At 61.7% G+C, this 20561-nt stretch carries 16 protein-coding genes; 8 read left to right on the forward strand and 8 right to left on the reverse strand.

What is annotated here, in order from left to right; all coding sequences use genetic code 11:
- Window positions 1-102 precede the first annotated feature (102 nt).
- The 3 genes from ACZ445_RS07795 to ACZ445_RS07805 form a co-directional block, all read right to left on the reverse strand.
- A complete protein-coding gene (locus tag ACZ445_RS07795; RefSeq protein WP_078047413.1) occupies window positions 103-1281 on the reverse strand; it encodes a vWA domain-containing protein in 1179 nt (392 codons plus the stop codon).
- A complete protein-coding gene (locus ACZ445_RS07800; protein WP_058425081.1) occupies window positions 1281-2126 on the reverse strand; it encodes an AAA family ATPase in 846 nt (281 codons plus the stop codon). The genes ACZ445_RS07795 and ACZ445_RS07800 overlap by 1 nt, the downstream gene beginning before the upstream one ends.
- 207 nt (window positions 2127-2333) lie before the next feature.
- Window positions 2334-3410, reverse strand: a complete 1077-nt coding sequence (locus tag ACZ445_RS07805; protein WP_058425080.1) for an AsmA family protein — start codon at window positions 3408-3410, stop codon at window positions 2334-2336.
- A 126-nt stretch (window positions 3411-3536) separates the two neighbouring features.
- On the opposite strand from ACZ445_RS07805, the gene cysK reads away from it, so the two are divergent.
- Together cysK and ACZ445_RS07815 are read left to right on the forward strand one after the other, a co-directional pair.
- The gene (gene cysK / locus ACZ445_RS07810; RefSeq protein WP_058425079.1) at window positions 3537-4511 is read left to right on the forward strand and encodes a cysteine synthase A; all 975 of its coding nucleotides are present in this window, start codon (window positions 3537-3539) and stop codon (window positions 4509-4511) included.
- A gap of 109 nt (window positions 4512-4620) precedes the next feature.
- Window positions 4621-5559, forward strand: a complete 939-nt coding sequence (locus tag ACZ445_RS07815; protein ID WP_034102532.1) for an aspartyl/asparaginyl beta-hydroxylase domain-containing protein — start codon at window positions 4621-4623, stop codon at window positions 5557-5559.
- A 162-nt stretch (window positions 5560-5721) separates the two neighbouring features.
- On the opposite strand, the gene acnA is transcribed toward ACZ445_RS07815, so the two are convergent.
- The gene (gene acnA / locus ACZ445_RS07820) at window positions 5722-8463 is read right to left on the reverse strand and encodes an aconitate hydratase AcnA (protein WP_464708186.1); all 2742 of its coding nucleotides are present in this window, start codon (window positions 8461-8463) and stop codon (window positions 5722-5724) included.
- Window positions 8464-8659: 196 nt separating this feature from the next.
- Between acnA and rlmM the strand changes: the two genes are divergently transcribed.
- On the forward strand, window positions 8660-9736 hold the full coding sequence (gene rlmM, locus ACZ445_RS07825) for a 23S rRNA (cytidine(2498)-2'-O)-methyltransferase RlmM (protein ID WP_058425076.1): 1077 nt from the start codon (window positions 8660-8662) through the stop codon (window positions 9734-9736).
- A 146-nt stretch (window positions 9737-9882) separates the two neighbouring features.
- Window positions 9883-10128, forward strand: a complete 246-nt coding sequence (gene tusA, locus ACZ445_RS07830; protein ID WP_058425075.1) for a sulfurtransferase TusA — start codon at window positions 9883-9885, stop codon at window positions 10126-10128.
- Here the strand turns inward: tusA and ACZ445_RS07835 are convergent.
- Complete coding sequence (locus tag ACZ445_RS07835; RefSeq protein WP_179030291.1) at window positions 10125-11519, reverse strand: MATE family efflux transporter; 1395 nt, start codon at window positions 11517-11519, stop codon at window positions 10125-10127. The genes tusA and ACZ445_RS07835 overlap by 4 nt on opposite strands.
- A gap of 133 nt (window positions 11520-11652) precedes the next feature.
- On the opposite strand from ACZ445_RS07835, the gene pdxB reads away from it, so the two are divergent.
- Window positions 11653-12795 (forward strand): 4-phosphoerythronate dehydrogenase PdxB, encoded by a 1143-nt coding sequence (gene pdxB / locus ACZ445_RS07840; RefSeq protein ID WP_058425073.1) that lies wholly within the window; start codon window positions 11653-11655, stop codon window positions 12793-12795.
- 54 nt (window positions 12796-12849) lie between these two features.
- Here pdxB and ACZ445_RS07845 read toward each other — a convergent pair whose 3' ends face one another.
- Entirely contained in the window at window positions 12850-13023 is a 174-nt protein-coding gene (locus ACZ445_RS07845) for a PA1571 family protein (protein WP_058425072.1), read from the reverse strand.
- A 236-nt stretch (window positions 13024-13259) separates the two neighbouring features.
- Between ACZ445_RS07845 and ACZ445_RS07850 the strand changes: the two genes are divergently transcribed.
- Entirely contained in the window at window positions 13260-15041 is a 1782-nt protein-coding gene (locus ACZ445_RS07850; protein WP_464708187.1) for an ABC transporter transmembrane domain-containing protein, read from the forward strand.
- Window positions 15042-15221: 180 nt separating this feature from the next.
- On the opposite strand, the gene ACZ445_RS07855 is transcribed toward ACZ445_RS07850, so the two are convergent.
- The gene (locus ACZ445_RS07855) at window positions 15222-17150 is read right to left on the reverse strand and encodes a transglycosylase SLT domain-containing protein (RefSeq protein WP_058425070.1); all 1929 of its coding nucleotides are present in this window, start codon (window positions 17148-17150) and stop codon (window positions 15222-15224) included.
- Between the two features lie 212 nt (window positions 17151-17362).
- Between ACZ445_RS07855 and ACZ445_RS07860 the strand changes: the two genes are divergently transcribed.
- Complete coding sequence (locus tag ACZ445_RS07860) at window positions 17363-19285, forward strand: ATP-binding cassette domain-containing protein (RefSeq protein WP_464708188.1); 1923 nt, start codon at window positions 17363-17365, stop codon at window positions 19283-19285.
- Between the two features lie 169 nt (window positions 19286-19454).
- On the opposite strand, the gene ACZ445_RS07865 is transcribed toward ACZ445_RS07860, so the two are convergent.
- Window positions 19455-19895: a universal stress protein gene (locus tag ACZ445_RS07865; protein WP_058425068.1), complete on the reverse strand. Its 441-nt coding sequence runs from the start codon at window positions 19893-19895 to the stop codon at window positions 19455-19457.
- A gap of 106 nt (window positions 19896-20001) precedes the next feature.
- Between ACZ445_RS07865 and ACZ445_RS07870 the strand changes: the two genes are divergently transcribed.
- The gene (locus ACZ445_RS07870; protein ID WP_058425067.1) at window positions 20002-20439 is read left to right on the forward strand and encodes a hypothetical protein; all 438 of its coding nucleotides are present in this window, start codon (window positions 20002-20004) and stop codon (window positions 20437-20439) included.
- Window positions 20440-20561: the final 122 nt, after the last annotated feature.

A 20561-nucleotide genomic window follows, 5' to 3' on the forward strand; every position in this document is an offset into this window, starting at 1 on the left:
CCCCGATAGCAGTGTCTCAGTCAATACATCAGTGACTGGACCACCGCCATCGGGGGCAAGCCCCCTCCCACATTGGATCTCCTACAGTATTGGGGGCGGCGTTTATTTGGAGAGGAACCGCATGCCTTCCTCCAGCCCGCGCAGTGTCAGCGGGTACATCTGATCCTCCACCAACTCCCGCACAATTCCCGTCGACGCCGTATACCCCCAAGTGTCCTTGGGATACGGGTTGATCCAGATCAGCTTCTTGTACTTGGCCATGAAGCGCTGCATCCACACATACCCAGGCTCCTCGTTCCAATGCTCGACGCTGCCGCCGGCCTGGGTGATCTCATACGGCGCCATCGACGCATCGCCGATAAAGATCACTTTGTAATCCGCGCCGTACTTGTGCAGCAGGTCCTGGGTCGAGGTGCGTTCCGAGGTGCGGCGTTGGTTGTTCTTCCACACCGATTCGTACACGAAGTTGTGGAAGTAGAAGTACTCCAGGTGCTTGAACTCGGTCTTGCACGCGGAGAACAGTTCTTCGCAGATCTTCACGTGGGCGTCCATCGAGCCGCCGATGTCGAACAGCAATAGCAGCTTGATGGTGTTGCGCCGCTCCGGGCGCATCTGGATATTCAGCAAGCCTGCATCGCGGGCGGTGTGGTCGATGGTGCCGTCGATGTCCAGCTCTTCCGCCGCGCCCTGGCGTGCAAATTTGCGCAGGCGGCGCAGGGCGACCTTGATGTTGCGCGTGCCCAGTTCCACCTGATCGTCGAGGTTCTTGTACTCGCGCTGGTCCCACACTTTTACAGCCTTGCCCTGGCGCTTGCCGGCATCACCGACGCGAATGCCTTCCGGGTTATAGCCGCCGGAGCCAAACGGGCTGGTGCCACCGGTGCCGATCCACTTGTTGCCGCCGGCGTGGCGTTCTTTCTGTTCTTCCAGGCGCTTCTTGAATTCCTCGATCAGCTTGTCGAGGCCACCCAGGGACTGGATCTGCGCGCGCTCCTCATCGGTCAGCGAACGTTCGAACTCTTTGCGCAGCCACTCTTCGGGGATCAGTGCCTGCAGGTGGTCGTCGAGCTTCTCCAGGCCGTTGAAATAAGCGCCAAAGGCCCGGTCGAACTTGTCGTAATGCCGCTCGTCCTTGACCAGGATCGCCCGGGACAAGTAGTAGAACTCGTCCATGTCGGCGAAGGTCACGCGTTGTTTCAGCGCGTTGATCAGGTCGAGCAGCTCGCGCACCGACACCGGCACCTTGGCCGCGCGCATCTCGTTGAACAGGTTGAGCAGCATCAGCGATTACCGCGACGGCTCATGAACGCCAGACGTTCCAGCAACTGCACGTCTTGCTCGTTCTTCACCAACGCACCGGCCAGCGGCGGGATGGCCTTGGTCGGGTCGCGCTCGCGCAGCACCGCTTCGCCGATGTTGTCGGCCATCAGCAGCTTGAGCCAGTCGACCAGTTCGGAGGTGGACGGTTTTTTCTTCAGGCCAGGCACCTTGCGCACATCGAAGAACACGTCCAGCGCTTCGCTGACCAGGTCTTTCTTGATGTCCGGGTAGTGCACATCCACGATCTTCTGCAGGGTGGTGCGGTCGGGGAAGGCGATGTAGTGGAAGAAGCAGCGGCGCAGGAACGCGTCCGGCAGCTCTTTTTCGTTGTTGGAGGTAATGATGATGATCGGGCGTTTCTTGGCCTTGATGGTCTCGTCGATTTCGTAGACGTAGAACTCCATCTTGTCGAGTTCTTGCAACAGGTCGTTGGGGAATTCGATGTCGGCCTTGTCGATTTCGTCGATCAGCAGGATCACCCGCTCTTCGGATTCGAAGGCCTCCCAGAGCTTGCCCTTCTTCAGGTAGTTGCGCACGTCGTGCACCTTGTCCACGCCCAGTTGCGAGTCGCGCAGACGGCTCACCGCGTCGTACTCGTACAGGCCCTGGTGAGCCTTGGTGGTGGACTTGATGTGCCAGGTAATCAGCCTGGCACCGAAGGCCTCGGCCAGTTGCTCGGCGAGCATGGTCTTGCCGGTGCCCGGTTCGCCCTTGACCAGCAGCGGCCGTTCCAGGGTGATGGCGGCGTTGACGGCCAGTTTCAGGTCATCGGTAGCCACATAGGCCTGGGTGCCTTCGAACTTCATCGGTGCTTCCTCGCATTCATCAATGCCCGGACTATACCGCGCAGCCCAGGCGACTGTGAACGCAGGCGAGTTATTCAGTCTCTGAATGACCAGTCACGACCTGAATCTGTACTCGTGCTCATGTGGGAGCGGGCTTGCTCGCGAATGCGGTTGTCCAGTCAACATCTGCGCTGACTGACACGCCGCCTTCGCGAGCAAGCCCCACATTTAGTCAGCGCTGGGCTTGGGCTGTTCGTACCGCGCATTGAACGCCTGGATAAAGCCGTTGCGCAAAATCGCCAAAAACGCGGAGAACGCGCTGACATTCTGCTGATGCACGCTGCCACTGAGTTCGACGCGGGTCGCGAACTGGTTTTTGTGCTGGTTTTTCAGGACGGTTTCGCTGGCGCCGACCACGGCTTCCCAAATGGAGCGGAAGATGTTTTTGTCTTTGTTTTCCACGTCCTGCTGCCAGTCAAACACTTCGACATCGCGCAGCAACGGCTTGATATAACCTTTCAGCTGGCCTTTGTCCGCCTGGGCTTCGATCACCACATCGCCGGTGCCGGCCTTGAAGTCGAACTTGCCGTAGGCCGAGGCGAAGTCATTCATGCGCTTGAGCTGCAGGTCTTTGGCGCGGAAGCGGAACTCGAAGTTTTCAAAGTTGCTCAGCGGGTCGAAGGTGGCGCTGGCTTCCAGCGGCGCCTGCCCCTGGAGCAGGGCCTTGCCGTCGAAGCGGGCGTCGCGTTTGCCTTGGACGTCGACGATGTTGGTCAGGTTGTAGAAGCTGGCGTTGACCGACGTTGCATTGAGATTGACCGGTGGTTTGGAGCTGAAGTTGTGGAAGGCGATCTTGCCGTCCTCGATGCGCACTTCATCGAGGGTGATGGGCGCCAGCTTGCTCAACTGTTCGCGCCAGTCGGTGCCTTTACCGGTCTGGGACGCCTGCTTGTTGGCGCCGCCGTCGACGAAGTTCACCTCGGGGTTGATAAACAGCACCTTGGCCACCACCGCATGGTCGTACCACAGCGAGTGCCAGCTCACCGCCAGGTCGATCAGCGGTGCCTTGACGAACGGTACTGGCACCTTGCCGTCGACCTTGATGATCTCCAGGCCGTTGATCCTGTAGGCGCCACGCCACAGGGCCAGGTCCACGTCGGTGACCTGGCCGCGGTAGTCGCCCATGTCGGCGAGCTTGTCATTCAGGTAGTTGCGCACCAGATAGGGCAGGGCAATGCTCAAGGCGACCAGTACCACCAGCAATCCGGCAACGGTCCATAGTGGCCAGCTGTAGCGACGTTTCATGGGGAGGGTCCTCTGTCCGTATGGGGAGTGGACTGTTGCGATGGGCGCAACGTTCCTCCGACTGGACGCTTGGCGGCACGAGGCATACCCTTGTTGCCTTCCTGAATACCGCCAATAGGACCCGTCATGAGCCGCATCTTTGCAGACAACGCGCACTCCATCGGTAATACGCCACTGGTGCAGATCAACCGGATCGCGCCGCGTGGCGTGACCATCCTGGCCAAGATCGAAGGGCGTAACCCGGGCTACTCGGTGAAGTGCCGCATTGGCGCCAACATGATCTGGGACGCCGAAAGCACCGGCAAACTCAAGCCGGGCATGACCATTGTAGAACCGACTTCGGGCAACACCGGGATTGGCCTGGCGTTTGTCGCCGCTGCCCGTGGCTACAAATTGCTGCTGACCATGCCGGCGTCCATGAGCATCGAGCGGCGCAAGGTACTCAAGGCCCTCGGCGCTGAGTTGGTGCTGACTGAACCGGCCAAGGGCATGAAGGGCGCTATCGAAAAAGCCGGCGAAATCGTCGCCAGCGATCCGGCCACTTACTTCATGCCAGCCCAGTTCGAAAACCCGGCCAACCCGGCCATCCACGAGAAAACCACCGGTCCGGAAATCTGGAACGACACCGATGGCGCCGTGGACGTGCTGGTGGCGGGCGTGGGTACCGGTGGCACCATCACCGGCGTGTCGCGCTATATCAAGAACATCGCGGGCAAGCCGATTCTGTCGGTGGCCGTCGAGCCAGCCGTGTCGCCGGTGATCACCCAGGCCCTGGCCGGTGACGAGATCAAGCCCAGCCCCCACAAGATCCAGGGCATTGGCGCCGGTTTTGTGCCGAAGAACCTCGACCTGTCGATGGTCGACCGCGTGGAGCTGGTGACCGACGACGAATCCAAGGCCATGGCCCTGCGCCTGATGCAGGAAGAGGGGATTCTGTGCGGTATTTCCTGCGGCGCGGCGATGGCCGTGGCCGTGCGCCTGGCCGAGAAGCCGGAAATGCAGGGCAAGACCCTCGTGGTGATCCTGCCGGACTCCGGTGAGCGCTACCTGTCGAGCATGCTGTTCAGCGATTTGTTTACCGGGCTGGAAAACCAGGCTTGATGTATGTCAGCGCCAATACCTTGGGCCTTCTGCATACTGGCCCAAGTGTTTATCATGGCCGGCTGCTACGTCTGCTGTTGGCCAGGCGCTTATTTCCAGGAGTTGTTGCATGACCTTTTCTTTGGCCGCCAAGCTGTCGGTGCTGGCGTTGTTTATCGGCAGCACGCTGTACGTGCATCTGCGCGGCAAGGCGCGTTTGCCGATGTTGCGCCAGTTTGTCAACCATTCGGCGCTGTTCGCCCCGTATAACGCCTTGATGTACCTGTTCTCGGCCGTGCCGTCCAAGCCCTACCTGGACCGCAGCAAGTTCCCGGAACTGGACGTGCTCAAGGACAACTGGGAAGTGATCCGCGAAGAGGCCATGCACCTGTTCGACGAGGGTTACATCCGCGCCGCCGAAAAGAACAACGACGCCGGTTTCGGCTCGTTCTTCAAGAAGGGCTGGAAGCGTTTCTACCTCAAGTGGTACGACAAGCCGCTGCCATCGGCCGAGGCGCTGTGCCCGAAAACAGTGGCCTTGGTGAGCAGCATTCCCAACGTGAAAGGCGCGATGTTCGCGCTATTGCCGGGCGGCAGCCACCTGAACCCGCACCGCGACCCGTTTGCCGGTTCCCTGCGTTATCATCTGGGCCTGTCCACGCCGAACTCCGACGACTGCCGCATCTTCGTCGACGGCCAGGTCTACGCCTGGCGCGACGGTGAAGACGTGATGTTCGACGAGACCTACGTGCACTGGGTCAAGAACGAAACCGAGCAGACCCGCGTGATCCTGTTCTGCGATATCGAACGCCCCCTGAGCAACCGCCTGATGACCCGCGTCAACCGCTGGGTCAGCAAGCAGTTGGGCCGCGCGACCGCGCCGCAGAACCTCGATGACGAGCGCGTGGGCGGGATCAACCAGGCGTATGCCTGGAGCAAGACGTTCAGCGACAAGTTCAGTGGTGTGGTCAAACAGTGGAAGCGCAAGCATCCCAAGGCTTACCGCATTGCGCGGCCGGTGTTGGCGGTTGTCGTATTGGTCCTGCTGTGGAAATGGCTGTTCGGCTGATCTGAAACGTTAAACGCGGTCAAAATGTGGGAGGGGCGGTGCGACGGTTCGACTTGCCCCCGATGGCGGTGTTTCAGTCACTGTATGTGTTGACTGATCCACTGCTATCGGGGGCAAGTCGAACCGTCGCACCGCCCCTCCCACATTGGTTTTGCGGTGCTCTCAAGATGCGATCAGTTGGCGCAGCACATAGTGCAGAATCCCGCCCGCCTTGAAGTACTCCACTTCATTCAGCGTATCGATCCGGCACAGCACCTCAACCTTCTCCGTAGTGCCATCCTCCCGCGTAATCACCAGTGTCAGGTTCATGCGCGGCACGATCTCCACGTCCGTCAGCCCGAGAATATCGATCTTCTCCTTGCCAGTGAGCTTGAGCGACTTGCGGTTCTGATCCAGCTTGAACTGCAACGGCAGCACGCCCATGCCCACCAGATTGGAGCGGTGGATGCGCTCGAAGCTCTCGGCAATCACCGCCTTGACCCCCAGCAGGTTAGTGCCCTTGGCCGCCCAGTCGCGGCTGGAGCCGGTGCCGTATTCCTGGCCGGCGATCACCACCAGCGGCGTGCCCGACGCCTGGTATTTCATCGACGCGTCATAGATCGCCATCTTCTCGCCAGTGGGGATGTACAGCGTATTGCCGCCTTCCTCACCGCCGAGCATTTCATTGCGGATGCGGATGTTGGCAAAGGTGCCGCGCATCATCACTTCATGGTTGCCACGGCGTGAGCCGTAGGAGTTGAAGTCCCGTGGCTCCACGCCCTGTTCGCGCAGGTAGCGGCCGGCAGGGCTGTCGGTCTTGATATTGCCGGCGGGGGAGATGTGGTCGGTGGTCACCGAGTCGCCCAGCAAGGCCAGCACATTGGCGGCCTTGACGTCTTTGATCACTGGTAGAGGCCCGGCAATATCATCGAAGAACGGCGGGTGCTGGATGTAGGTGGAGTGCTTCTGCCACACGTAGGTGGCGGCTTGAGGCACTTCAATCGATTGCCATTGCGCGTCTCCGGCGAACACCTCGGCGTATTCCTTGTGGAACATGCCGGTGCTGACCTGGGCTACGGCGTCGGCGATCTCTTGGCTGCTCGGCCAGATGTCTTTGAGGTACACCGGGTTGCCTTGCGGATCGTTACCCAGCGGTTCGCTGCTGATATCGATGCGCACGGTGCCGGCCAAGGCATACGCGACGACCAGCGGCGGCGACGCCAGCCAGTTGGTTTTCACCAGCGGGTGCACGCGGCCTTCGAAGTTGCGGTTGCCGGACAGCACCGAGGCCACGGCCAGGTCGGCCTTCTGGATGGCTTTTTCGATCGGCTCGGGCAAAGGCCCCGAGTTACCAATGCAGGTCGTGCAGCCATAGCCCACCAGGTCGAAACCGAGCGCGTCCAGGTACTGGGTCAGGCCGGCCGCCTTGTAGTAGTCGGTGACTACTTTGGAGCCGGGGGCCAGCGAGGTTTTCACCCAGGGCTTGCGGGTCAGGCCCTTTTCCACGGCCTTTTTCGCCACCAGCCCGGCGGCCATCATCACGCTGGGGTTGGAGGTGTTGGTGCAGGAGGTGATCGCGGCGATCACCACGGCGCCGTTTTTCAGGCGATAGGTCTGGCCGTCGTATTCATAGTCGGCTTCGCCCACCAGGTCTGCATTGCCCACGGCAACCCCGCCGCCACCTTCGCTTTCCAGGCGACCTTCTTCCTTGTTGGTGGGTTTGAATTGCAGGTCGAGGAAATCGCTGAAAGCCTGGCCGACGTTCGGCAGGGCCACGCGGTCCTGTGGGCGTTTCGGCCCGGCCAGACTGGCTTCGACGCTGCCCATGTCGAGGGCCAGGCTGTCGGTGAACACCGGTTCCTGGCCGGCGTTGCGCCATAGGCCCTGGGCTTTGGTGTACGCCTCGACCAACTTCACGGTTTCTGCCGGGCGCCCGGACAGGCGCAGGTAGTCCAACGTCACCTCATCCACCGGGAAAAAGCCGCAGGTGGCGCCGTATTCCGGGGCCATGTTGGCGATGGTGGCGCGGTCGGCCAACGGCAGGTCGGCCAAGCCGTCGCCATAGAACTCGACGAACTTGCCCACCACGCCCTTTTTGCGCAGCATCTGGGTCACGGTCAGCACCAGGTCGGTGGCGGTGATGCCTTCCTTCAACTTGCCGGTGAGTTTGAAGCCGATCACTTCCGGGATCAGCATCGACACCGGTTGGCCGAGCATCGCCGCTTCCGCTTCGATGCCGCCCACGCCCCAGCCGAGTACGCCGAGGCCGTTGATCATGGTGGTGTGGGAGTCGGTGCCGACCAACGTGTCCGGGAACGCATAGGTGCGGCCGTCTTCGTCTTTGGTCCACACGGTTCGGCCCAGGTATTCGAGGTTGACCTGGTGGCAGATACCGGTGCCCGGCGGCACCACGCTGAAGTTGTCGAAGGCGCTCTGGCCCCAGCGCAGGAAGGCGTAGCGTTCGCCGTTGCGCTGCATCTCGATGTCGACGTTCTGCTCAAAGGCGTCGGCGTTGCCGAACTTGTCGACCATCACCGAGTGGTCAATGACCAGGTCCACGGGCGATAGCGGGTTGATGCGCTGCGGATCGCCCCCGGCCTTGGCCACGGCGGCGCGCATGGCGGCCAGGTCGACCACGGCGGGGACGCCGGTAAAGTCTTGCATCAACACTCGGGCGGGGCGGTACTGGATCTCACGGTCGGACTGGCGTTTCTTGAGCCAGGCGGCAATGGCCTTGAGGTCGGCGTCGGTGACGGTCTTGTCGTCTTCCCAGCGCAGCAGGTTTTCCAGCAGCACCTTGAGCGACATCGGCAGCTTGTCCAGGTCACCCAGACTCTTGGCGGCCTCGGGCAAACTGAAGTAGTGATAGGTCTTGTTGTCGATTTGCAGTGTTTTAAGGGTTCTCAGGCTATCAAGCGATGACATGACACGACTCCTTATGGTCCGCACGGCTACGGACCTGACGGGACGAACAGAGCTATCAACTTAGCCCTGTTTTCATTAGCAGGCTAATAACTGGACTCTATCGTTAAGTCCAAGGTTCCGAAGTCCGTTATCATGCGCGGGTTTTCATGACAGGCATTGCGACAGCGCAAGGTCGGTTGATTCACTTGGAGAATTGATGAACACCCTTTTTATGCACTGCCGCCCGGGTTTTGAAGGCGAAGTCTGTTCCGAGATCGCGGACCTCGCCGCGCGCCTGAACGTTTCCGGCTACGCCAAGGCCAAGACCGGCAGCGCCTGCGCCGAATTTGTCTGCACCGAAGAAGATGGCGCCCAGCGCCTGATGCACGGCCAGCGCTTTGCCGAGCTGATCTTCCCCAGGCAGTGGGCGCGCGGGGTGTTCATCGACCTGCCGGAAACCGACCGCATCAGCGTGATCCTCGCCCACCTGCGCGACTTCCCGGTGTGCGGCAGCCTGTGGCTGGAGATGGTCGACACCAACGACGGCAAGGAGCTGTCGAACTTCTGCAAGAAATTCGAAGTGCACTTGCGCAAGGCGTTGCTCAACGCCGGCAAGCTGGTGGACGACCCGAGCAAACCGCGTCTGCTGTTGACCTTCAAGAGCGGCCGCGAAGTGTTCATGGGCCTGGCCGAGTCGAACAACTCGGCGATGTGGCCGATGGGTATTCCGCGTTTGAAGTTTCCGCGTGAAGCGCCCAGCCGTTCGACCTTGAAGCTGGAAGAAGCCTGGCACCACTTCATCCCCCGCGACCAGTGGGACGAGCGCCTGCACGGCGACATGACTGGCGTCGACCTCGGCGCGGCGCCGGGCGGCTGGACCTGGCAACTGGTCAACCGTGGCATGCTGGTGACCGCCATCGACAACGGCCCGATGGCCGAAAGCCTGATGGACACCGGCCTGGTCCAGCACTTGATGGCCGACGGCTTCACCTTCGTGCCCAAGCAGCCGGTGGACTGGATGGTCTGCGACATCGTCGAGAAACCGGCGCGTAACGCCGCGCTGCTGGAAACCTGGATCGGCGAGGGGCATTGCCGCGAGGCGGTGGTGAACCTGAAGTTGCCGATGAAGCAGCGCTACGCCGAAGTGAAGCGCTTGCTGGAGCGTATCGAGGACGGCTTCAAGGCGCGTGGCATTCGTGTGGAGATCGGCTGCAAGCAGCTGTACCACGACCGTGAGGAAGTGACCTGCCATTTGCGTCGATTGGAAACAGCGAAGAAACCCAAGGCTCGCTGAACAGTTGAAATCACCACAGGACCCCTGTGGGAGCGGGCTTGCCCGCGAAAGCGGTATAACAGTCGAAACTAATGTTGAATGTGCCCGTGTCTTCGCGGGCAAGCCCGCTCCCACCTTTGGAGCGGCATCCGTTTCAGGAGTGATGTATGAACCTCGATTTGCCCGTCGACGCCACCCTCGACGCCACCGGCCTCAACTGCCCGGAGCCGGTGATGATGCTGCACCAGCACATCCGTGACCTGCCGCCAGGCGGCTTGCTCAAGGTGATCGCGACCGACCCGTCCACGCGCCGCGATATTCCCAAGTTCTGCGTGTTTCTGGATCACGAACTGGTGGATCAGCAGGAACAGGCCGGTACGTACCTGTACTGGATCCGCAAGAAGTCTGCTTAACCCTGCGCTTTATCTACGCGGATGCGCCGGCGTGCACTGCGCGCCAGTCGCACCAGCAGCATCCCCGCCGCGCAGCTCAGGCCCACGATCAGCCCTTGCCATAAGCCGCTCGGGCCGCTCGGTTCGCCGAGCCAGTCAGTCAGGCCCAAGGCATAACCCACCGGCAGGCCCACGCCCCAATAGGCGAACAGGGTCAGCACCATGGTGACACGGGTGTCCTGGTAGCCACGCAAGGCGCCGGCGGCAGTGACCTGGATCGAATCACTGAACTGGAACAGCGCTGAAAACACGATCAGCGTGGAGGCCAGGTGGATGACGATCGGGTCCGGGGTGTAGATCGCCGCAATCTGCTCGCGCAACAGCAGCATCAAGCTGCATGAAAGGCACGCGTAGGCCAGCGCCGTGCCCATGCCGACCCCGGCCGCAAACCGCGCTTCACGCGGTTCACCACGGCCCAGGGCCTGGCCGACACGCACTGTCACGGCCATGCTCAGGGAGTAGGGAATCATGAACACCAGCGAGCTGACGTTCAGCGCGATCTGATGACCCGAGACCACCGTGGCGCCGAGGCTGCCGATCAGCAGCGCGATGACCGCGAAAATGCTGGACTCAGCAAAGATCGCGATGCCAATCGGCAAGCCAATCCCGAGTACGCGCTTGATCACCGCCCACTGCGGCCAGTCGAAACGCTTGAACAGTTCGCTGCTCTGGTAAGCCGGGCCCCAGCGGGTCCATCCGGCCAGGCCGAGCATCATCACCCACATCGCAATGGCCGTGGCCCAGCCGCAGCCCACGCCGCCCATGGCCGGTACGCCGAGGTGGCCGTAGATGAAGATGTAGTTCAGTGGAATGTTCAGCGCCAAACCACACAGCCCCATGACCATGCTCGGCCGGGTGCGGCCCAGGCCGTCGCTGAAGCAGCGCAATACGTAGTAGAACGCGATGGCCGGCATGCCCGCGGCGATGCCGTGCAGGTAGCCCATGGACGGTTTGATCAGGTCGGGTTCTACTTTCATGGCGTGCAGGATGGGCTCGGCGCACAGCAGCAACAGCGCTGCCGTGATACCCACCACCAGCGCCAGCCACAGAGATTGACGCACCAGCGGGCCGATCTCGCTGAATTGCCCGGCGCCGTAGCGCTGGGCGACTTTCGGCGTGGTGGCCAGCAGCGTGCCGGTCATCAGCAGGTACACCGGAATCCAGATCGAGTTGCCCAGGCCCACTGCCGCCAGGTCTTGCGGGCTGACGCGTCCGGCCATCACCGCATCGACAAAACTCATCGCCGTCGTGGCCAGTTGGCCGATCATGATCGGCAGGGCGAGCGTCAGCAGGCCGCGCACTTCCTGGCGAATGCGGGCGGGGCGGGTAAGGGGGGCAGTGTTCACGTACAGGTGTCCAGTAAGGCAAGCGCAAAGACGGCGGATTCTACGCGTTGACGCATCGGTCAGGAAAAAACCTGTGTTAGCGATTTGTAAGCGAGGGCTGCGATCCCTGTACACTGCGGGTCCGCCTAAGGAGCCTGCCATGCTGATTGTTGCCGACGAAAATATTCCGCTGCTCGATGCCTTCTTCCAGGGTTTCGGCGAGATTCGCCGCGTGCCTGGCCGTTCCATCGACCGTGCCACGGTCGAGCAGGCCGATGTATTGCTGGTGCGCTCGGTGACCAACGTCAACCGTGCCCTGCTCGATGGCACGAAGGTGCGCTTCGTCGGTACCTGCACTATCGGCACCGATCACCTGGATCTCGACTACTTCAAACAGGCCGGCATCCACTGGTCCAGCGCCCCCGGCTGTAACGCCCGTGGCGTGGTGGATTATGTGCTGGGCAGCCTGATGACCCTGGCAGAAATCGAAGGTGCCGACCTCAACCAGCGCACCTACGGCGTGGTTGGCGCCGGTGAAGTCGGCGGGCGGCTGGTCAAGGTACTCAAGGGCCTGGGCTGGAACGTGCTGGTCTGCGACCCGCCCCGGCAGACCGCCGAAGACGGCGATTACGTCAGCCTGGCGCAGATCATCGAGCAATGCGACGTGATCAGCCTGCACACCCCGCTGACCAAGTCCGGCAACGGCTCCACCTGGCACCTGTTCGACCGCCAGCGTCTTGAGCAGCTCAAGCCTGGCACCTGGCTGATCAACGCCAGCCGTGGCCCGGTGGTCGACAATGCCGCCCTGCGCGAGGTGCTGCTGGATCGCGAAGACCTGCAAGCGGTGCTGGATGTGTGGGAGGGTGAACCCGAAGTGGACGTCGACCTGGCTGACCTGTGCGTGCTGGCCACGCCGCATATCGCCGGCTACAGCTTGGACGGCAAGCAGCGCGGTACGGCGCAGATCTATCAGGCGTTCTGCGCGCACCTGGGCCAGGAACCGAGCATTCACTTGAGTGACCTGCTGCCGCCACCATGGTTGGCCGAGGTGCAGTTGAATGCTTCCACCGACCCCGCGTGGGCACTGGCGACCCTGTGCCGCAGCGTGTACGACCCACGGCGTGATGATGCAGATTTCCGCCGCAGCCTTGTAGGAACGGTGGACGAGCAGCGCAAGGCGTTTGACCTGCTGCGCAAGCACTACCCCGAGCGCCGCGAGATCGATGGTTTGAAGGTGCGCATCCAGGGTGAGTCGGCGGTGTTGTCCAACATCGTGTCCGCGTTGGGCGCAGTAGCGGTTTAGATACCCGATAAAAAACCCGGCCACCAGGGCCGGGTTTTAACGAGCGTGGGCGCTTCAGCCTTGCTGGGCAGGCTTGACCAGTCGCTGTTCCAGTTCGCTGCACGCTTGCTGGATCATCTCTTCGGTGATCTGCACTTCGCGGCCCTGGGCGTCGATGTACGAGCAAGGCAATTGCTGCGGCTGGCGGATCACTTCAATTTTGGCATCGCTGCTGTTCTGCAAGGTCATGGCCTGTCTCCTTATCAGGTTGTGTACCTACTCTAAAGCCCGCGCGTGACCAGGCTGTTACAACGCCCTGCCAGGTCAGCGGTTCGAACGCCCAGTCCACCAGAAACCGTTACAGATTTCCAGCCAGGGGTTAGACCGATAGCCTCTAGGGGTCAGCATCGGCGGGCATAATTAACCTGACTCATTGCTATTCGCCCAAGTTCCCCCCATGTAGGTGTACAGACTCCTCATCGGTGATGCCCTCCATGTTCTCAGTCCGTCAACGCCGTGCCATTCGCCTGGCCAGTCGATTCATCGCGCCTTACCGCTGGCAGGCGCTTGGCGCCCTGTTGGCGCTGATCGTCACGGCCGGCATCACCTTGTCCATGGGGCAGGGCATCCGCCTGCTGGTGGACCAGGGGTTCATGACCCAGTCGCCGCACCTGCTCAACCAGTCCATCGGCCTGTTCATGGTCCTGGTGCTGGGCCTGGCGGTCGGCACTTTTGCGCGGTTCTACCTGGTGTCGTGGATCGGCGAGCGGGTGGTCGCGGATATCCGCCGGCAGGTGTTCAACCACCTGATCTACCTGCATCCGGGCTTTTATGAGAACAACCGCAGCTCGGAAATCCAGTCACGCTTGACTACCGACACGACGCTGCTGCAATCGGTAATCGGTTCCTCGCTGTCGTTGTTCCTGCGCAATACCTTGATGGTCATCGGCGGCATCGTGCTGCTGTTTGTCACCAACCCCAAGCTCACCAGCATCGTGGTGGTGGCGCTGCCGCTGGTGCTGGCGCCGATCCTGATCTTCGGTCGGCGCGTGCGCAGCTTGTCGCGCCAAAGCCAGGACCGCATCGCCGATGTGGGCAGCTATGTGTCCGAGACCCTCGGCCAGATCAAGACCGTGCAGGCCTACAACCACCAGGTGCAGGACGAACAGCGTTTCGCCGTCACCGTGGAAGATGCCTTCACCACCGCGCGCAAGCGCATCACCCAACGGGCCTGGCTGATTACCCTGGTGATCATGCTGGTGCTCGGCGCCGTGGGCGTGATGTTGTGGGTCGGCGGCATGGACGTGATCAGCGGGCGTATTTCCGGCGGTGAACTGGCGGCGTTTGTGTTCTACAGCCTGATCGTCGGCAGCGCGGTCGGCACCCTCAGCGAGGTGCTCGGCGAGCTGCAACGTGCCGCCGGTGCCGCCGAGCGCATTGGCGAGTTGCTGCAGTCGAGCAACGACATCCAGGCGCCGGTCGCCGGCACTGTCCAGTTGCCGGCGCGGGTCAGCGGGCGCATGGAGCTGCAGGACCTGTGCTTTTCTTATCCTTCACGGCCGGACAGCTACGCTATCGACGGCCTGAACCTGAGCATCAACCCTGGCGAAACCCTGGCGTTGGTCGGCCCTTCCGGTGCGGGCAAATCGACGATCTTCGACTTGCTGCTGCGCTTCTACGACCCCCAGCAAGGCCGAATCCTCATCGAAGGCCACCCGCTGACCGAACTCGACCCCATGGACCTGCGCCGCCACTTCGCCCTGGTGTCCCAGAGCCCGGCGCTGTTCTTTGGCAGCGTTGAAGAGAACATCCGCTACGGCAACCCGATGGCCACCCAGGAACAGGTTGAGGCGGCGGCGCGTATTGCTCACGCCCACGACTTCATCCTGCAAATGCCCGACGGTTACCAGACCCACCTGGGCGAAGGCGGCATGGGCCTCTCTGGTGGCCAACGCCAGCGCTTGGCCATCGCCCGGGCGTTGCTGGTGGACGCGCCGATCCTGCTGCTGGACGAAGCCACCAGCGCCCTGGATGCCCAGAGTGAACACCTGATCCAGCAAGCGCTGCCGCAATTGATGCAGGGGCGCACCACGCTGGTGATCGCCCATCGACTGGCCACGGTGAAGAACGCCGATCGCATTGCCGTGATGGACCAGGGCAAGTTGGTGGCGGTGGGCACGCATCAGCAGTTGATTGCGAGCAATGCGTTGTATGCAAGGTTGGCGGCGTTGCAGTTCAGTGATGAGGTCGCGAAAAGCGACGGCTAGCGCGGCCTATGCCGTGAACGGGCTTGTTGTGGTCGAGCAGGCTTGTTGTGGCGAGCGGGCTTGCCCCGCGTTGGGCTGCGTAGCAGCCCCAAAACGTCGCCTGGATTGGGAGCGCTTCGCACTCCAACGCGGGGCAAGCCCGCTCGCCACAAATGCCCGCCCACCCCTCAGGCGAGGGAGTCACTGATCATCAAAATACCGCTCATGCCAATCCACCAACGGCTGCGGTGAGTTGAGCTTTTGCCCGTAGATCACCGAATAAGACAGCACGTTCTGTACATACTGGCGGGTTTCGTCGAACGGAATGCTCTCCACCCACACGTCGAAACTCAGGTGATCGGCGCCGCGCAGCCATTGGCGCACACGACCGGGGCCAGCGTTGTAGGCGGCGGAGGCGAGTACGCGGTTGCCGTTGAACTGGCTGTGTACCTGGCTCAGGTAGGCGGCGCCGAGCTGGATGTTTTTGTCCGGGTCCAGCACCTGGGCCGGGGAGGCCAGGGGGATGCTGAACTTGCGTGCGGTTTCCTTGGCGGTACCGGGCATCAGTTGCATCAGGCCGCTGGCGCCGACGCCGGAGCGGGCGTCGTCCATGAAGGCGCTTTCCTGGCGAGTGATTGCGAACACCCAGCTGGAATGCAGGCCGCGCACCTTGGCTTCACGCACCAGGGTATCGCGGTGGGCCATCGGGAAGCGGATGTCCAGGTCGTCCCAGTACTGCGCCTGGCTGATAGTGCGGATGGCTGGGAAGTACCACTTCATGTCGTAGGCAAGCTTGGCCTGGGCGACCATTTCGTCGCGGTTGAAGTGACGGCTGACGTGGTACCACTCACGACGGCCATCCACCACTTGGCCACGCGCATAGAACTCCAGTGCACGGCGCACGCCCGGGGTGTTGCGTACCTTGTTGACCAGCGCCTGGCTCATCAGCAACGGTTTGTTCTTCAACTGGTACGGGGCCTTGGAGCGATCAGCGGCCAGGAAGCCGTAGAAGTCACGCTCCTGTGCCAGGTGCTTGTACAGGACCAGCGCTTGCGGGTTCTTCGGCTCGGCCAGTTCCAGGCTGCGGGCCTGCCAGTAGCGCCAGCGGTTGGTGGTGGCCAGGTCTTGTGGCAGTTTGCGGGTCAACTGGTAGGCATCTTCCCAGCGGGCCAGGCGCAGCAGCAGGCGCAGGCGCCACTCGGACACTGTATTGTCGCGCAACTCGGGATCGTACTTGGTCATTACCTCCAAGGCGCGCGGGTCATAACGCTTGGCCAGGGTGAGGCCGATTTCCCGAGCGATCGACACTTTTTCGTCACGGGAGAAGTGCATGCTGCTGGCGTAGCCGTCGAGCAGGGCCATGGCCTTGTCCGGATCCTGGCGAGCCAGGCGGCGCAGGCCCAGGCCCACGGCGTCGGACATGGCCTCGGTGGCCGGCAGGAAACGTGAAGGGTCGCTGAGCATGTCGGGCTTTTGCGCCACGTCTACCATCAGGCGGCCTTGCGGGCCCAGCGTGCGCAGGGTTTTTACCAGGCTGTTGGCCAGCGCGTAGTTGCGTGCTTCGGCGGCGAGTTTGGCGCGGTCCCAGATCTTCTGTTCGGTGAGTTGGCCGTCAGCCGCCCATTGGCCAAAGGTGACATCGCAGGCAGCCGGTTGGGACTTGCCGGTCATCCAGAGTTTTTCGGCGGTCTTGTAGCCTTCGGCCTTCAGATTATGGGTGAGCTGGTACTGGCCGTGCAGGCAGTCCAGTTCGACGAAATTGAGCTTGGGGTCGTAGTACTTTTCAAAGGTCTGCCAGTCGCCACGTTCGGCCAGCCAGCGCAACCAGCGCAGTTTCATCCAGTTGGCCTGGGGCAGGTCGCCGTTTTTGGCGAGGAACTGCTCGATTTCCTGGTTGCTCGCGGTTTTCAGGCGGGCGGTCAGTTCGTCGTAGGCCAGGTAGGGCGTCAGCGGGTAGTCGGCCAGGGCCTGGCTGTATTGCATGTACGGCCCGGTATCGCCCTTGGCCAGGGCGCGTTTGGCTTCATCGTAATATTGACGTTGGGTGGTGAGGTCCACGGCCTGGGCGGATTGAGCGGCGGTGGCGGAAAGAAGCAGACAAGATAAAAAGCTGAAAAGGCGACTGCGCATGAGACGTCCGTGCAGAGGAATCTGGACAAGTGCCGGCGTCGCCGACACTGATTGCCCCTAGCTTAGCCTTTTGCCTGACGCCGGTGAAAGCTTTGACGGCCGCTTCGTTCAAGTTCCTCGGAAATGTCTCTCAGAGTATGCCGACTGAGAAAATCCCGGCCGCCTCAGCCCCTAACTCAGGTAGAATGCGCGCCCAGTTTTTGGAGAAGCGTATGACCCTGCTCAAATTCAGCGATGTGTCCCTTGCTTTCGGCGCCATGCCGTTGTTGGACAAGGTGTCCTGGCAGATCGCCCGTGGTGAGCGGGTGTGCATCATCGGCCGCAACGGCACCGGCAAATCCAGCATGATGAAGCTGGTCAAGGGCGACCAGAAGCCCGATGACGGCTCCGTATGGCGCGCGCCGGGCCTCAAGATCGGCGAGTTGCCGCAAGAATTGCCGGTGGCCGACGGACGGACAGTGTTCGATGTGGTTGCCGAAGGCCTCGACGGCGTTGGCGCACTGCTCGCCGAATACCATCACCTGGCACAGAACTGTGTCACCGAAGATGACCTGAACAAGCTGATGCACGTCCAGCAAGACCTGGAAGCGCGTGATGGCTGGCGCTTGCAGCAGTTGGTCGACAGTACCCTGAGTCGCCTGCAACTGCCGGCGGACAAGACCCTCGCCGAGTTGTCCGGCGGCTGGCGTCGTCGCGTGCTGCTGGCCCAGGCGTTGGTGTCCGAGCCGGACCTGCTGCTGCTCGACGAACCGACCAACCACCTGGACATTGGCGCGATTGCCTGGCTGGAAGAAGCCCTCAAGGAATTCCAGGGCGCCGTGCTGTTCATCACGCACGACCGTTCCTTCCTGCAGAACCTGGCAACGCGCATCCTGGAACTGGACCGTGGAGGCCTGATCGACTGGAACGGCGACTACGCCAGCTTTCTGGTACACAAGGAAGCCGCGCTGGCCGCCGAAGAAACCGCCAACGCGCTGTTCGACAAGAAACTGGCCCAGGAAGAAGTCTGGATCCGCCAGGGCATCAAGGCCCGTCGCACCCGTAACGAAGGCCGCGTACGCGCCCTGAAAGCCCTGCGTGTCGAGCGCAGCGAGCGTCGCGAGCGTACCGGCAAGGCCAATATCCAGCTGGACACCGCCGACAAGTCGGGCAAGCAGGTGATGGTGCTGGAGAACGTCAGCTTCCATCACCCGGACGGCCCGTTCCTGATCAAGGACTTCTCCATGGTCCTGCAGCGCGGCGACCGTATCGGCCTGCTGGGCGCCAACGGCACCGGCAAGACCACCTTGCTCAAGCTGATGCTCAGCGGCCTGCAGCCGACCAGCGGTAAAGTGGAAGAAGGCACGCGGATCGATGTGGCCTACTTCGACCAGTTGCGCCATCAGTTGGACCTGGAAAAAACCGTGATCGACAACGTCGCCGAAGGCCGCGACTTTATCGATATCGACGGCCAGAGCCGTCACGTGCTCAGCTACCTGGGCGACTTCCTGTTCAGCCCGCAGCGTGCGCGTACCCCGGTGAAAGCCTTGTCCGGTGGTGAGCGTGCGCGCCTGCTGCTGGCCAAGCTGTTCAGCAAGCCGGCGAACCTGCTGGTGCTCGACGAACCGACCAACGACCTCGACGTGGAAACCCTCGAGCTGTTGGAAGAAGTGCTGCTGACCTTCAACGGCACCGTGCTGATGGTGAGCCACGACCGGGCATTCCTCGACAACGTGGTCACCAGCACCCTGGTCTTCGAAGGTGAGGGCAAGGTGCGTGAATACGTGGGTGGTTACCAGGACTGGCTGCGCCAGGGCGGTTCACCGCGATTGCTGGGCGTGACCGAGAGCAAGTCCGGCAAGGCCGACTTGACCTCCGCCGTGGTGGCTCCGGTGGTTGCTGCTGCTGCACCGACCCAGGACGCTGCGCCGGCGGCCAAGAAGAAACTCAGCTACAAGCTACAGCGTGAGCTGGAAGCCTTGCCGGGTGATATCGACGCCAAGGAACAGCAGATTGCCGCGGTAGAAGCGGAAATGGCTGACGCGGGGTTCTACCTGCGTCCGGCGGCGGAAACCGCCAAGGTCATCGCTTCCCTGGAGAAGCTGAACCAGGAGCTGGAAGTGTTGGTTGAGCGTTGGGCTGAGTTGGACGCCTGAGTGATTCCAGTGCATTAAAAAACCCGGTGTTCATCAGATGAGCACCGGGTTTTTTATAGGAAATACGATTCAAACTGTGGGAGGGGGCTTGCCCCCGATTGCAGTGGGACGGCAGGTGAATGTGTAGCTGACACACCGCTATCGGGGGCAAGCCCCCTCCCACATGGTCTTACGAACTTTTGACCAGCCTTACCGCCAGCACATCGCATGGCGCACCGTGCAATACATCGTTGGCCGTGGAGCCTAGCAACAATGCGAGCCCATGACGGCCATGGCTGCCGACCACGATCAGGTCGCAAGCTTTTTCCTTGGCCAGATGGTGGATCTCCTGGCGCGGTTGGCCGTAAGTCAGGTGGCAGTCATCCTTTTTCAAGTGCGGGTATTTAATAATCAGACGGTCAAGGCGCTCTTTGGCCTGGTCGAATTGTTGTTGCTGCAACTGGGAAAGGTCCATCGGCACATCTCCGCCGAACGCCATGGCCATGGGCTCCACGATATGAACCAGTGAGAGTTTGGCACCATTGGCAATGGCGGATTCCTGCGCGCGCTTGATCACTGGATCGCACTCTTCGGTCAGATCGACAGCGACCAGAATATGTTGGTAGGGCATGAGGCGTTCCTCCAGGGGGACTGCAATAGATTCAGTATGGCTGCTTTCAAGCGGATAGGGTTGCGTCAGATCAAATCCGCTCATCTGTAAATTCGGGAGTACACATATGACGGTCTGGATAGTGGTGTCAATCCTTGTGGTGGTGCTGAGCCCCCTGGCATGGCTGCGCCCGTCGCGCCACCAGAGCGGACGCATGGCCCTGCGCATGGAGGCGCGCCGCATCGGCCTGGCCATGCAATTGGCGCCCCAGGAGTGGCCGCACTGGCTCAAGCAGGAGCCGCCGAGCCCTTGCGCGCAGTATTGTCGGCCACGGCGCGGCAGCACGCCGGCGATCTGGTGTTATTGGCAGTTGGAACCTGGGGTGTGGGTCAATCAGTGGCGTGAAGTGTGCGTCGATGAAAAGTTGTTGCCGCATTTTGCGACGCTGCCGGCCAACGTCTACAAGGTCGAGGCAGACAAGCAGATGATCGCCTTGTATTGGGGCGAGAAGGGCGAGGCGAGCGTGTTGAAGGATATCGATGCGCTGCTCAAGGCGTTGGCCTGAATCGCAGGCAATAAAAAGCCCGACAGTCATCATCGGGCTGGAGTTGGCCAGGCAGGCCGGTAAATCGTTGGTTGCGGCTAGCCTAGCCGCATATCCCGTTCTGTACAGCCTTTTCCCACATC

It is taken from the genome of Pseudomonas allii (genome assembly GCF_055380095.1).

Bases quoted from the DNA above. Each gene is read 5' to 3' on its own strand.
- ACZ445_RS07795 (WP_078047413.1), bottom strand. From the start codon at position 1,281: ATGCTGCTCAACCTGTTCAACGAGATGCGCGCGGCCAAGGTGCCGGTG.
- ACZ445_RS07800 (WP_058425081.1), bottom strand. From the start codon at position 2,126: ATGAAGTTCGAAGGCACCCAGGCCTATGTGGCTACCGATGACCTGAAA.
- ACZ445_RS07805 (WP_058425080.1), bottom strand. From the start codon at position 3,410: ATGAAACGTCGCTACAGCTGGCCACTATGGACCGTTGCCGGATTGCTG.
- cysK (WP_058425079.1), top strand. From the start codon at position 3,537: ATGAGCCGCATCTTTGCAGACAACGCGCACTCCATCGGTAATACGCCA.
- ACZ445_RS07815 (WP_034102532.1), top strand. From the start codon at position 4,621: ATGACCTTTTCTTTGGCCGCCAAGCTGTCGGTGCTGGCGTTGTTTATC.
- acnA (WP_464708186.1), bottom strand. From the start codon at position 8,463: ATGTCATCGCTTGATAGCCTGAGAACCCTTAAAACACTGCAAATCGAC.
- rlmM (WP_058425076.1), top strand. From the start codon at position 8,660: ATGAACACCCTTTTTATGCACTGCCGCCCGGGTTTTGAAGGCGAAGTC.
- tusA (WP_058425075.1), top strand. From the start codon at position 9,883: ATGAACCTCGATTTGCCCGTCGACGCCACCCTCGACGCCACCGGCCTC.
- pdxB (WP_058425073.1), top strand. From the start codon at position 11,653: ATGCTGATTGTTGCCGACGAAAATATTCCGCTGCTCGATGCCTTCTTC.
- ACZ445_RS07845 (WP_058425072.1), bottom strand. From the start codon at position 13,023: ATGACCTTGCAGAACAGCAGCGATGCCAAAATTGAAGTGATCCGCCAG.
- ACZ445_RS07850 (WP_464708187.1), top strand. From the start codon at position 13,260: ATGCCCTCCATGTTCTCAGTCCGTCAACGCCGTGCCATTCGCCTGGCC.
- ACZ445_RS07855 (WP_058425070.1), bottom strand. From the start codon at position 17,150: ATGCGCAGTCGCCTTTTCAGCTTTTTATCTTGTCTGCTTCTTTCCGCC.
- ACZ445_RS07860 (WP_464708188.1), top strand. From the start codon at position 17,363: ATGACCCTGCTCAAATTCAGCGATGTGTCCCTTGCTTTCGGCGCCATG.
- ACZ445_RS07865 (WP_058425068.1), bottom strand. From the start codon at position 19,895: ATGCCCTACCAACATATTCTGGTCGCTGTCGATCTGACCGAAGAGTGC.
- ACZ445_RS07870 (WP_058425067.1), top strand. From the start codon at position 20,002: ATGACGGTCTGGATAGTGGTGTCAATCCTTGTGGTGGTGCTGAGCCCC.